Here is a 12,739-nt window from a genome sequence, read left to right on the forward strand (position 1 = left end):
ATTCATGCTAAATGCGAAAAAGGCACCCTTTCGGGTGCCTTTTTCTAATCAATGTTCAAGGGTTAGCGCCCCAACTGCTCCTGCCGGTAGTGATCGACCCACATGGCGGTAGCGCCACAGATGGCGACCGGCATTACAAAGAGGTTTACCACCGGAATGGCGGAGAAGAGGGTGACCAGGGCGCCGAAGCTCAGGCACTTGCCGCGCCGTTGCTTCAGGGCATCACGCATGGTGATAAAGCCGATCTTGTGGTTGTCGAACGGATAGTCGATGTACTGGATCGCCATCATCCAGGCGCTGAACAGGAACCAGAGTAGCGGTGCCAGGGTCTGGCCCACCATCGGGATCAGAAACAGGATCAGGCAGCCGATGGCCTTGGGCAGGTAATACTTCAGCTTGGTCCATTCGCGGCCGAAGGTGCGTGGCACATCCTTGACGATATCCAGCATGCCGCTATCGCTAACAGTCTCGCCGGTGAGGATCTGTTCCACCTTCTCCGCCAGCAGGCCATTGAAGGGGGCCGCTATCCAGTTGGCCACCGAGCTGAAGATAAAGGAGAAGACCACCAGTATGGTGATGAGGGCAATGGGCCAGAGTAGGTAATCAAGCCAGGAGAGCCAGCTCGGGATCTGCTGATGGAGCCAGGCGAACAGGCCGTCGAGCTGCAGCAGCAGGGCATAGAAGGCCCCGGCAAACAGCACGAAGTTGACCAGCAGGGGGATCAGCACAAAGGTGCGGATGCCGGGTTGGCGGATCAGGGAAAATCCGCGCAGAAAGTAGTCTGCGCCGCTGATTGAATCTTTGACCATATGGGGTGATTGGCTCATCTGAGCTCCATCTGTGCATGGGAAACTGCCAGCATATTACAAACAAGCTTTTGATTTGGTAAAGTCGCCTGCCCGCCTCCTCTTTATTTAGCCACTGATACAGGTCGCCATGCGTCTGAAACTGATCAAACTCGCCGGCTTCAAGTCGTTCGTCGAGCCGACCCGCATCGAACTGTCGGCAGACATGACCGCCGTGGTGGGCCCCAACGGCTGTGGCAAATCCAATGTCATCGACGCGGTGCGCTGGGTGTTGGGGGAGAGCTCCGCCCGCCATCTGCGCGGCGAGAACATGACCGATGTCATCTTCAACGGCTCTATCAATCGCAGTGCGCACGGGCGCGCCTCGGTGGAGCTGGTGTTCGACAATCCCCACAACCGGGTGCCCGGCGAGTTCGGCCGCTTTACCGAGATCTCGGTGCGCCGCGAAGTGCTGCGCGACGGTTCTAACCACTATCAGATCAACGGCCAGAAGTGCCGCCGCAAGGATGTCACCGATCTCTTCCTCGGCACCGGTCTTGGCCCCCGCAGCTACGCCATCATCGAGCAGGGCACAGTCAGTCGACTGGTGGAGTCGCGTCCGGCCGATCTCAAGCTCTTTATGGAAGAGGCCGCCGGGGTTTCCCGCTACAAGGAGCGGCGCCGCGAGACCGAGCAGCGCATTCGCCACACCCAGGAGAATCTGGAGCGCCTCGGCGATATTCGCGGCGAGCTGGGCTCGCGCCTTGACCACCTCAAAGCCCAGGCCGAAACCGCCGAGCGCTACAAACAGCTCAAGAGTCGTTCCCGCGCAGCTCGCGCAGAGCTGATTGGTTCCGAGTTGTGGGCGCTGGAGACGCGTCTGGGCGAGGCCAAAACCGAGCTGGCGCAGGCCGAGCAGGCGCTGGCGGCGCTCGATGCCAAACGCACCGCCGATGAGGGGCGCCACGTCACCCTGTCAGTCGCCAGACAAGAGGCGCAAGCGGAGCAGGCGAGCCGTCAGCAACAGATTTTTCTCGGCGGGCAGGCCATCGCCCGTCTTGAGCAACAGCAACTGCACCAGAGTGAACTGGGGCGCGACTGGCAGGCCCGTGCAGAGGCGCTCGGCGAGCGGATCGCCAGCCGCAAGGCGCAGCTTGCCAGCCAGCAGGATCAACTGACCGAAGGGGTATTGCGCGCCGAGCAGGAGAGCGCCCGGCTTGAGCAGTGTGAGCAGTTGCTCACCGAGCAGCAGGAGGCCCGCCAGCAGGCCAGCGAGCAGCTGGAGCAGGCCCGCTTGCGCCAGCAGCAGTGGCAGCAACAATTGGCCGGGTTGCAGGGCCAGCTCAACCAGACCCGTACCCGCTTGGGTGGTTTGCAGGAGCTGCAAGCCAAGACCCGGCTTGCCCGCCTCAAGCTGGAAGATGAACGCGCTGGCCCCCTCGGCGCAGAGGCCGATGACCTGCAACCGGCCCTCGATGATTTGAGCGGCCAACTTGAGCTGACGCGGGCGGCCACCGGCGAGCTGACCGAGCAGCTGGCGCAGGCGGTCGACACCCATGAACAACTCAAGCAGCAGCATGGCCAGCAGTTGAGCCTGCAACGGGAGCTGGAAGCGCGGCTGGCGACGCTGGATCAGATCCTCGGTGAGCAGATGGAGGGGGCGACCCTGGCGGATCGACTGCAGGTTGCCCCTGAATGGGCACAGGCGCTCGATAAAGTGCTCGGCCGCTGGCTCACCGCAACGCCGGCGGACGAGTGCGATCTGATGCACGAGGGGCTCTGGATCGGCCCGGCGCAACCTGCGGTTGCCGGTACCCTGGCGGCGCAACTGGGTGGTGAGCATATTCCCGCCTTCCTCAATACCATCTGGCTGGTGGAGAGCCGGGAGGCCGCATTGGCCCGCCAGCCAACCCTTGCGGCCGGTGAGTCGGTACTGACTCCTGCTGGCGACTGGTTGGGGCCAAACTGGGCAGATCTGGGACAGGGCGCGGCGCTCGGCACCATGGCGCTGCTCGGTGAGCGTGAGCGGTTGCATACCGAGCAGGAGAAGGTTGCCGCGGGGCTGACACAGCTGAGTGAGCAACTTGTGGCTGCCGATGCCAGGCGCGCCCAGCTTGCTAGTGCGCAGGAGTTGTCGCAGCGAACCTTGCGCGAGCAAGAGCAGAAATGGCAACAACTGCGCGAAGCCTGGAGCCTGCAACAGGGTCAGCGGCAGGCGCGATTGCAGCGGCTCGGTCAGCTCGGCGAAGAGCTGATCCGGCTCGATCAGGAGCAGGCCCAAGAGGCAGAGCGACTGGTCAGCACCCGTGAACAACTGGAACTCGATGAGGCGCGCCTTGCCGAGCTGCAGGAGCAGGGGGAGCCGCTGACGCAAGGGGTGCAGCTCGCGCAAGAGCAGCTGACCCGCAGCGAGCGGGCGGTCGACGAGGCCCGTGCGCGCCGCGAGCAGCAACAAGCAGCCTGCCAGCGTTTGCAACTGGAGTTGGGCAATCTGCGCCAACTCATTACCCTGGGCGAAGAGGAGTTGGCGAGGCTCGGGCTGGAGCTGGCCGGGCTGAAAGGGCCGGATAGTGAGGCGGTGCCGGATCTGGCGCCCCTGCTGGCCGAGCAGCGCAATTTGGAGGCGCAGCAGCTCGCTTGCCATCAACGGCTTGCGGAGCTGGAACGTCAATTGAGCGAGCTGGATCAGGCGCGCAGCATCGATCACAAGCAGTTGGTGGTGCTGCAGGAGAAGCTGGCAACCCTGCGTCTTGAGCGCGAACGCAACCTCACCCGTCGACAGGGGTTGCACGAGCAGTTTGAAGAGCTGGGGATTCGACTGGTGGATCTCGATCAGGCGGTGTTGATCGCCGCTGATCGTGGCAAGCTGCGGCAGGAGATCCAGACCCTGGAGGCGCAAGTGGAGGCACTCGGCGCCATCAACCTGGCGGCGCTGGAGGAGTACGAAGAGGCGAAAACCCGGGCAACCTATCTTGAAAATCAGTGTCAGGATCTCGAGCAAGCGCTGGAAACCTTGAGCCAAGCCATTAAAAGAATTGATAAAGAGACACAAATACGGTTCCGGGACACTTTCGATAAGGTCAACGAAGATTTAAAATCCCTGTTTCCAAAAGTGTTCGGTGGGGGCAGTGCCTGGCTTGAGCTTACCTCCGATGATCTTTTGGAGGCCGGAGTGAGCATCATGGCGAGACCTCCGGGTAAGAAGAATGCTACCATTGCCCTGCTTTCCGGGGGGGAGAAGGCGTTAACCGCGCTTGCGCTGGTTTTTGCCATCTTCAGACTCAACCCAGCACCTTTTTGTCTGCTGGATGAGGTGGATGCACCGCTCGATGAAGTGAACGTCGGTCGCTTCTGTTCTCTTGTCAAAGAGATGTCGAGCACAGTACAGTTCGTTTACATCAGTCATAATAAGGTCTCCATGGAGATGGCTGAGCAGCTGGTTGGCGTCACGATGCAAGAGCCCGGGGTTTCTCGCATTGTGTCGGTCGATATCGGTGAAGCCGTCGCTTTGGCTGAGCAAAACTAGAAAGAGAAGCAGCTAATGCAGGAATTGCGTTACATCTTGGTTGCCCTGGGGGGGATTGCTATCGCGGCATTGCTCATCCATGGGTTGTGGAGCAACAAAAAGAATCGCCAGGCTCCTATCAAAGAGAAACCGGCTGGTCGGATGGAATCCAAGTCGCGTAACCGCGATGATGACGCCTTTGACAGCGATGGCATCGGTCAGGTGCGGGTAGTCAGCAGTGGCCGTCGTGCCGAGCCCAAACTCCACCATGATGAACCTCGCCAGCCGGAACTCGGCCGTCGCCCTGCCGTCCCCGCCTTTGATGATGAAGATGACGAGGACGATCTGCCAACCCCAGCAGTACGCAAGCCTGCTGCTCGTCCGGTTCCGCCACCTCCTGCTTACGAGGAAGAGGAGAGGTTCGACGAACCGCTTCATCAGGAAGTCGAGGAGACGCCTGCCGTCCCGGTGCGCAAGCCTGCTCAGGTCAATCGCCGCACTCCGGTTTACCGTTCTCGCCCGCAGCATGAACCTGTGATGCAGATAGCGGATGAGGAGCCGTTGGTTGAGCCTGCCTATGCAACGGCCCCGACCTTTGGTGCCCGCGCCGAGAATGCTCGCCATGATCAGCGTGCCGCCTCACACCGTGCCAGTGAGCCCGAATATCAGCCACAGCCCCGTCATGTGGCTCCCGAGCCTGTTTATGAAGAGCCAGCTTATGTGGCGCCCGCCCCTGTGGTGGAAGAGCCGCGCATGGTGCCCCAGCCGGTCGAGAAAATCTGGCAGGATGTTTACGTCATCAACCTGATGGGCCGCCCGGGTCACGACTTGCAAGGGGCAACCCTGCTCTCCTCCCTGATGGCGCTGGGCTTCAAGTTTGGCGAGATGGATATTTTCCACCGTCACGAAGATCCCAACGGCAAGGGTGAAGTGCTCTTCTCCATGATCAACATGGTCAAGCCGGGCACCTTTAACCCGTACCGGATGGAGCAGTTCACCACGCCGGGTGTTTCTCTGTTCATGCAACTGCCGCTGCGCAGCAACGCTGCGTTTGCCTTCGAGGATATGCTGCAGGCAGCCGATCAGCTGGCCAGCGACCTCGATGCCATGCTGACAGATATGGATCGCAGCCCGCTGAGCGACGAGACAGTTGCCCGTTACCGTCACGAGTTGGCTGCCTACGAGGCCAGCCGCGACTAATACGTCATGCGGGTCGAGTGAATAAAAAGTGCGGTACCCTGGTACCGCATTTTTGTTTCTACCCCGGCCTGATGTTCAATCACACTTCGAGACTTTTTCATGAGCGACACCCTCTCCCGCCACCGTCAATTGTGTGAACTGCTTACCGAATATGGTCACCAGTACTATGTGCTGGATAACCCCACAGTGCCGGATGCCGAATACGATCGCCTGATGCGCGAGCTGATTGCGCTGGAGGCTGAGCATCCCGAGCTGAAAACGCCCGCCTCTCCCAGCGTACGGGTTGGCGGCCAGCCGCTGACGGCGTTCCGTCAGGTGCGTCACGAGATCCCCATGCTGAGTCTGGATAACGTCTTTAGCAGCGAAGAGTTGCAGGCGTTCGAACAGCGCATGAGCGATCGCCTCAAGCGTGAGGTGCGTTTCACCTTCTGCTGCGAGCCCAAGCTGGATGGTCTGGCAGTGAGTCTGCTCTATGTGGATGGCCAGCTGGTGCAGGCGGCCACCCGGGGCGATGGCGCCACCGGCGAGGAGATCACCGAGAACGTGCGCACCATCAAGGCCATTCCGCTCGCGCTGCGTGGCACTGGCTGGCCCGAGCGGCTGGAGGTGCGTGGCGAAGTCTTTATGCCCAAGGCCGGTTTTGAGGCGATGAACGCCAAGGCGCTGGCCGCAGGCGAGAAGGTGTTCGTCAACCCGCGCAATGCCGCCGCCGGCAGCCTGCGTCAGCTCGATTCACGCATCACCGCCAGCCGTCCCTTGAGCTTTTACGCCTATGGCGTAGGGGTGGGGGGCGAACAGTTGGGCGATTCCCACTTTGGCCGTCTCAACCAGCTCAAGGAGTGGGGGCTGCCGCTTAGTCCCGAGGTGAAGCTCAAAGAGGGGGCTGCCGGCTGTCAGGCGTTCCACGACGATATTCTGGCTCGCCGTGGCGAGCTCCCTTACGAGATCGATGGCGTGGTCTACAAGGTGGATGCCATCGCTCTGCAAGAGGAGCTGGGTTTTGTGGCCCGCGCACCGCGCTGGGCGACTGCCCACAAGTTTCCGGCGCAGGAGGAGATGACTCTGCTTGAAAACGTCGAGTTTCAGGTCGGCCGCACCGGCGCCGTGACCCCGGTGGCCAAGCTAAAACCGGTGTTTGTCGGCGGCGTCACCGTCTCCAACGCCACCTTGCACAACGCCGACGAGATTGAACGCCTTGGCGTCATGATCGGCGATACGGTGATCGTGCGCCGGGCGGGGGATGTGATCCCGCAGATCGTCGCCGTGGTAGAGGCGCAGCGCCCTGTTGATGCGCGCGAAATTCTCTTCCCGACCGAGTGCCCGGTCTGTGGCTCGGATATTGTTCAAGAGAAAAAAATCGTCCAACAAAAAACCAAAACACTCGAAAAAATACTTGCGACTCGTAAATGTACGGGAGGGTTAAATTGTCTAGCTCAAGTCAAAGAGTCTCTCAAACATTTCGTTAGCCGCAATGCGGTTGATATAGAAGGTGTTGGTGATAAAGTCATTGAACAGTTAGTAGATGGTGGATTAGTTAAACATCCAGCAGATCTATTTAGACTGAGTGTTGATGACTTTTTAAAATTAGATGGTTTTGCTGAAGTTTCAGCAAAAAATGCATTTGATGCTATCCAGGCTAAAATTGGTACAACATCCTCTATCGACTTTTTGTTTGGATTGGGAATTCCATCTGTTGGTCAAGTTGTTGCAGAAAGATTGATTGTTGAGCTTGGATGCTTGGATAATATAATGTCAGCGCCGAGAGGAATTATTAGTCAGATAAATGGTATCGGTTTAGATATTGATGCAGAAATATCAGACTATTTTAGTGCTGCTTCAGTAAGCGATTCGGTTATGGAACTAGCCGATGTAATGGGTGTGGAAAGATCTGGAGTATCAATATCCAGAATGTATAAAAGAAAATTTTCAATGGCAAAAATCATTGAAGGTTTAAATATTGATGGTGTTGCTAAGACTTTCTCTGAAGCTATATCTAAAGAAATAACTTTGGATCAGTTGTGTAATGGTTTGCAGCATGGTGATTTGGTTGGTATCACAACCACAGCCGGCACAAGTATCAGCAAGCAAAAAATTGATGCAGTTGTCAAAGGTATTAAAGAGAAAAAGCCCTTGCTTGATGCGGTCAAGATCTATGTTGATAAACATGCACTATTGGATGTTGACGATTTATTGGATTCTGAGCCAGCGGAAAAATCAGATAGTTTTATCGCGGGTAAGTCATTTGTAATCACTGGCAGTTTTACTTTTATGTCGAGGGATCAATTGAATTCAAAACTAAAGGAGCTTGGTGGTGAATCTAAAACTTCAGTGTCAAAAAATACAGATATGTTGATTATGGGGGATAAGGCTGGTAGCAAGTTGAAAAAAGCGACCGAGCTAGGTATAAAAATCATCAATGAAGATGAATTACGTTCTCTTCTGGAGTCTGAAAATGGAATTTAAGTATTCTGTTGATGGAAGTGAAGGTAATGTGTACACCGTTATTGTCAAAGAAAGTAATGGCGTATTCAATTTATATTGTGATTGTGCTGCTGGTTCTTATGGAAAGAAGTGTAAGCATAAATCAGGAATAATTGAAGGTATATTGAACGGCCAAATCAATGATGTTTTTAGGTCTGATTTTTTAGGTTCCGAGTTGTGTTCTCATTATATTTCCTTGAAAGAGAGTGAAGCAGAGTTGGAGCAGATGAAGAAAGCCGTTAAACGTAAGACCGCTCGTTTTGAAAGAGTCATGGCTGGATAAAAATCATCAATGTCTATGAACCCGGCCTTAGTGCCGGGTTCTTTTTTCTGGATGTTTAGGTTCTCACTCACGCCAGCGGATCTTGTGCTGCCACTTTTCGGGCACGGTGAGCTGCCAGCGGGCCAGCTCGCTTTTGCTGAAGACATATTCCCCGCGCGTGGCCACGCGTGGGGAGAGTGGGCGGGGCAGGGGATCTGCCAATATGGTGTTGATGAGGGTGGCTGCTTGTATCCCCTGATCGTGGCCGTCCAGCACTAGCCCGCCGATGGCCATCCCCTTGCCAACGGTAAACTCCCAAAAGCAGAAAACGGGTACCGGACTGTTGGCGCTGGTCCACTCCAACACCGTCTGTTCGCTCACATGTTTGCCGTCATCGTTGACCAGCGTGTGGTAGAGGCCGAGGAAGATCGCCTGATAGCCGTGCTTCTTGGCGTTGAGCACCGCCTCCTGCCAGAGGCTGTAATCCCCCATCAGCTGGCTGTTGACCCTGGTCTGACCGACCCGCAGTTCAGTCTGGGTCTTGAATTCATCCTCGATGGCGGTGAGGGCCACATTGCTGGAATCAAACAGCACCAGTGCCCTCTCGAGCCCTCCCATCATCTGGCTTATTTCGCTGATGCTGCGCTTGAGCAGCGGCCGCTCCAGCACGCCGGTGATCTTGGGGTGGCCGACAAAGCCCTTGAGGCGGGGGTTCTCGTTCATGCCGAGAAAGACCACCGGGGTGCCCAGCGAGGCGATCTCGTTGGCCAGATAGTTGATGGAGTTGTCATCCCCCAGCACCACCAGGTCCGGTTTGTTCTTGAGGTAGAGAGCGATAGCTCGCTGAGCTATGCCGTCGAATGCTTCCCGTGGCTGGCGTTTGGTGTCCATATAGAAGTGAGAGATCTTGTGCTCCCCCTGCAAGCCATCGAGCAGCCCTTTGTTGTAGCTTTGGTCCCACAGGTATTCGGGATGGTAGCTGCTGATCACCAGAATGTTGGCGGCCCAGAGCGGCAGAGAGAGGGTGGATAACAGTAGCAACAGCAGGGAGGTGTGCATGAGGGGCCCTTGTCGATGAAGAGAGTATGCGTTCAGTATGGGCAGTTTTGGCTGTTAGGGTGATCCCCCGGAAGCGGGTATGGCTGGGGGGCGATTTTTTCGGTTGTTCGGATCGGACGCCAGCCCGCACCCTGCTTGAGATTGGATTTGAATGGGGCTTTTTATGGTTGGTCGTGAACTGTCCCGCTCGCTGAAAAACCTGTCCTGGATCAAGAAATGAGGCTGCGCTTTGGTGCCTAATAGACACCACATATAGGGATGTATTCGTTTTTAATCCCTATATGTTGTGTTATTAAGCTGTGTATAAGCTGTTCCCTTCCTATCTTCAGCCCAGGCTTGTCAAGCCTCGGCTGAATTTATTTGCGTCCAGGACGAGATGCCGGGAGGGGGGCCCAACAAGGGGGAGCCAGAGGCAAATGCCTGGCCTTTTAACGGGGAAAATCCATGAAACCGGTTGTGATCAAACGTGACGGATGTCGCGCACCATTCAATGCCCAGCTGATCAGCGATGCGGTCAGCCGCGCGGCGGAAGCGGTCAATCAGGCCAACCCGGCATTGGCGCTGCGCATTTCAAGTGCGGTCAGCCAGGAGCTGGAAGGGCGTGGTGAAGTTGATATCCACGAGATCCAGAACCGGGTCGAAAACCACTTGATGGCCTCTGACGACAAGGCCATCGCCCGCGCCTATATCGAATATCGCCACGACAGGGATCAAGCCCGCGAGGCGCGCGGCCGTCTGGCGCAGGAGATCCGTGGTCTGGTCGAGCAGACCAACGCCGCCCTGCTCAACGAGAACGCCAACAAAGACTCCAAGGTGATCCCGACCCAGCGCGACTTGCTGGCCGGTATCGTCGCCAAGCACTATGCCACCAGCCACATGCTGCCCCGTGATGTGGTTCAGGCCCACGAGAGCGGTGATCTGCACTTCCACGATCTCGATTACTCACCTTTCTTCCCGATGTTCAACTGCATGTTGATCGATCTGAAAGGGATGCTGACCCACGGCTTCAAGATGGGCAATGCGGAGATCGATACTCCGAAATCCATCAGCACCGCCACCGCTGTGACCGCCCAGATCATCGCCCAGGTGGCGAGCCACATCTATGGCGGCACCACCATCAACCGCATCGACGAAGTGCTGGCTCCCTATGTGACCATCAGCTGGCAGAAGCACCGTGAAGTGGCCGAAGAGTGGGGCATTGCCGATGTGGAAGCCTACGCCATGGCCCGCACCGAGAAAGAGTGCTACGACGCCTTCCAGTCGCTGGAGTACGAAGTCAACACCCTGCACACCGCCAACGGTCAGACGCCGTTTGTCACCTTCGGCTTTGGCTTGGGGGATAGCTGGGAGTCGCGGATGATCCAGCGCGCCATCCTGAGCAACCGCATCGCTGGCCTTGGCAAGAACAAGAAGACCGCCGTGTTCCCGAAACTGGTGTTCGCCATCAAGGATGGCCTTAACCACAAGCAGGGCGATCCCAACTACGACATCAAGCAGCTGGCGCTGGAGTGTGCCTCCAAGCGGATGTATCCGGACATCCTCAACTACGACCAGGTGGTCAAGGTGACCGGCTCCTTCAAGACCCCCATGGGTTGCCGCTCCTTCCTCGGTGCCTACGAGGAGCATGGCGAGCTCGTCCACGAAGGTCGCAACAACCTGGGTGTCGTGAGCCTCAACTTGCCGCGCATCGCCCTGAAATCCCGTGACGAAGCGGACTTCTGGGATCGTCTGGATGGCTCCTTGCGGGTCGCCAAGAAGGCGCTGATGTATCGCATCACCCGTCTGGACGGAGTGAAAGCACGGGTTGCACCGATCCTCTATATGGAAGGGGCTTGCGGCGTGCGGCTTAAGGCGGACGACAACGTCAGCGAGATCTTCAAGAACGGTCGCGCTTCCATCTCCTTGGGGTATATCGGGGTGCACGAGACCATCAATGCCCTGTTTGGTGATTCGGTACACCTGTTTGACAGCGCCGAGCTGCAACAGAAGGCCATCGCCATCATCGCCCGTCTCAAGGCAGCCATCGACGAGTGGAAAGAGGAAACCGGCTACGGCTTCAGCCTCTACTCCACTCCGAGCGAGAACCTCTGCACCCGTTTCTGCCGCATCGATGCCAAGGAGTTTGGCGTGGTATCCGGCGTGACCGACAAGGGTTACTACACCAACAGCTTCCACCTCGATGTGGAGAAGCAGGTCAATCCGTACGACAAGCTGGACTTCGAGGCGCCCTATCCGCCCATCGCCAGCGGCGGCTTCATCTGCTACGGCGAGTACCCCAACATCCAGCACAATCTGGAAGCGCTTGAGAACGTCTGGGATTACAGCTATGACAAGGTGCCCTACTACGGTACCAACACTCCCATCGACGAGTGCTACGACTGCGGCTTCACCGGCGAGTTCGAGTGCACCTCCAAGGGCTTCACCTGCCCGCGCTGCGGTAACCACGACCCCGCCAAGGTGTCGGTGACTCGCCGTGTCTGCGGCTACCTCGGCAGCCCGGATGCGCGCCCCTTCAATGCGGGCAAGCAGGAAGAGGTGAAGCGCCGGGTCAAACATATGTAAGCCGAGCCCTCTCCCAAAGGGAGAGGGAACCGGCCGATGTACTGTTTGCGCTGCTTTGCTCCCTTCTCCTGCTCACGTTGCAAATAGTGGGAGAAGGGCCAGCGAGGAGGGGCCGTAATAGAGAGAGATGATGCACTACCACCAATACTACCCGGTCGATGTGATCAACGGCCCCGGCACCCGTGCCACCCTGTTTGTCTCGGGCTGCGAGCACCAGTGCCCGGGTTGCTACAACCAGAGCACCTGGCGGCTCGATGGCGGCAAGCCGTTCGATGAGGGGATGAGCGATCGCATCATTAGCGACCTCAACGACAGTCGGATCAAACGGCGAGGTCTGTCGCTCTCCGGCGGCGATCCGCTCCACCCGGCCAACGTGCCCCACGTGCTGGCGCTGGTGAAACGGGTGCGCGCCGAGTGTCCGGGCAAGGATATCTGGTGCTGGACCGGCTACCGGCTCGGCGAGCTGTCAGAGGCCCAGCGCGAGCTGGTGGCCTTGCTGGATGTGCTGGTGGATGGCAAGTTCGAGAAGGAGCTGGCAGACCCCGGCCTGCTCTGGCGTGGCAGCAGCAATCAGCAGATCCACGACCTCAACGCCTGGCGTGATGGGGCTGAGCGAATTCCCTGCCTGGTTTGCAGTTGACGCCCGGGATGGTTATGGTGAGCCCATTCCAATCCTGACGACTTTTTTGAAAAGGAGAGCCGAGATGAACAATCTGCTCAAGATCCTGCTGGCCATTTTCCTGCCCCCGGTGTGCGCCTTTATCCAGGTGGGCTTTAGCCTGCACTTTTTAATCAACATAGTGCTGACCCTGCTGGGCGGTCTGCCGGGCATGGTCCATGCGCTCTGGCTGGTGGTGAGCGACAAGCGCGGCTGAGAATATGCCT

General features: G+C 57.7%; 9 protein-coding genes. 7 read left to right on the forward strand and 2 right to left on the reverse strand.

Annotated features, from left to right (window positions below; translation table 11 throughout):
• Window positions 1-62 precede the first annotated feature (62 nt).
• Entirely contained in the window at window positions 63-827 is a 765-nt protein-coding gene (gene cysZ / locus BN1117_RS01570) for a sulfate transporter CysZ (RefSeq protein WP_040094379.1), read from the reverse strand.
• A gap of 109 nt (window positions 828-936) precedes the next feature.
• On the opposite strand from cysZ, the gene BN1117_RS01575 reads away from it, so the two are divergent.
• From BN1117_RS01575 to BN1117_RS01590, 4 genes are all read left to right on the forward strand, one after another.
• A complete protein-coding gene (locus tag BN1117_RS01575) occupies window positions 937-4,311 on the forward strand; it encodes an AAA family ATPase (RefSeq protein ID WP_040094381.1) in 3,375 nt (1,124 codons plus the stop codon).
• Window positions 4,312-4,326: 15 nt separating this feature from the next.
• Entirely contained in the window at window positions 4,327-5,490 is a 1,164-nt protein-coding gene (zipA, locus tag BN1117_RS01580) for a cell division protein ZipA (protein WP_040094382.1), read from the forward strand.
• Window positions 5,491-5,589: 99 nt separating this feature from the next.
• The gene (ligA, locus tag BN1117_RS01585; RefSeq protein ID WP_040094384.1) at window positions 5,590-7,953 is read left to right on the forward strand and encodes an NAD-dependent DNA ligase LigA; all 2,364 of its coding nucleotides are present in this window, start codon (window positions 5,590-5,592) and stop codon (window positions 7,951-7,953) included.
• A complete protein-coding gene (locus BN1117_RS01590; RefSeq protein ID WP_040094386.1) occupies window positions 7,943-8,254 on the forward strand; it encodes a hypothetical protein in 312 nt (103 codons plus the stop codon). Before ligA ends, BN1117_RS01590 begins: the two co-directional genes overlap by 11 nt.
• A gap of 63 nt (window positions 8,255-8,317) precedes the next feature.
• Here BN1117_RS01590 and BN1117_RS01595 read toward each other — a convergent pair whose 3' ends face one another.
• Entirely contained in the window at window positions 8,318-9,292 is a 975-nt protein-coding gene (locus tag BN1117_RS01595) for an ABC transporter substrate-binding protein (RefSeq protein ID WP_040094388.1), read from the reverse strand.
• Between the two features lie 444 nt (window positions 9,293-9,736).
• Between BN1117_RS01595 and nrdD the strand changes: the two genes are divergently transcribed.
• From nrdD to BN1117_RS18830, 3 genes are all read left to right on the forward strand, one after another.
• Entirely contained in the window at window positions 9,737-11,854 is a 2,118-nt protein-coding gene (nrdD, locus tag BN1117_RS01600) for an anaerobic ribonucleoside-triphosphate reductase (protein ID WP_040094390.1), read from the forward strand.
• Window positions 11,855-11,984: 130 nt separating this feature from the next.
• Window positions 11,985-12,494 carry an anaerobic ribonucleoside-triphosphate reductase-activating protein gene (nrdG, locus tag BN1117_RS01605; RefSeq protein WP_040094467.1) on the forward strand — a complete coding sequence of 170 codons (510 nt, stop codon included), beginning with the start codon at window positions 11,985-11,987 and terminating at the stop codon, window positions 12,492-12,494.
• 64 nt (window positions 12,495-12,558) lie between these two features.
• Window positions 12,559-12,729 carry a YqaE/Pmp3 family membrane protein gene (locus BN1117_RS18830; RefSeq protein WP_005343870.1) on the forward strand — a complete coding sequence of 57 codons (171 nt, stop codon included), beginning with the start codon at window positions 12,559-12,561 and terminating at the stop codon, window positions 12,727-12,729.
• The last annotated feature ends 10 nt before the right edge of the window (window positions 12,730-12,739 follow it).

This window comes from Aeromonas australiensis (genome assembly GCF_000819725.1).
Classification (GTDB): Bacteria; Pseudomonadota; Gammaproteobacteria; order Enterobacterales; family Aeromonadaceae; genus Aeromonas; species Aeromonas australiensis.

Bases quoted from the DNA above. Each gene is read 5' to 3' on its own strand.
- cysZ (WP_040094379.1), bottom strand. From the start codon at position 827: ATGAGCCAATCACCCCATATGGTCAAAGATTCAATCAGCGGCGCAGAC.
- BN1117_RS01575 (WP_040094381.1), top strand. From the start codon at position 937: ATGCGTCTGAAACTGATCAAACTCGCCGGCTTCAAGTCGTTCGTCGAG.
- zipA (WP_040094382.1), top strand. From the start codon at position 4,327: ATGCAGGAATTGCGTTACATCTTGGTTGCCCTGGGGGGGATTGCTATC.
- ligA (WP_040094384.1), top strand. From the start codon at position 5,590: ATGAGCGACACCCTCTCCCGCCACCGTCAATTGTGTGAACTGCTTACC.
- BN1117_RS01590 (WP_040094386.1), top strand. From the start codon at position 7,943: ATGGAATTTAAGTATTCTGTTGATGGAAGTGAAGGTAATGTGTACACC.
- BN1117_RS01595 (WP_040094388.1), bottom strand. From the start codon at position 9,292: ATGCACACCTCCCTGCTGTTGCTACTGTTATCCACCCTCTCTCTGCCG.
- nrdD (WP_040094390.1), top strand. From the start codon at position 9,737: ATGAAACCGGTTGTGATCAAACGTGACGGATGTCGCGCACCATTCAAT.
- nrdG (WP_040094467.1), top strand. From the start codon at position 11,985: ATGCACTACCACCAATACTACCCGGTCGATGTGATCAACGGCCCCGGC.
- BN1117_RS18830 (WP_005343870.1), top strand. From the start codon at position 12,559: ATGAACAATCTGCTCAAGATCCTGCTGGCCATTTTCCTGCCCCCGGTG.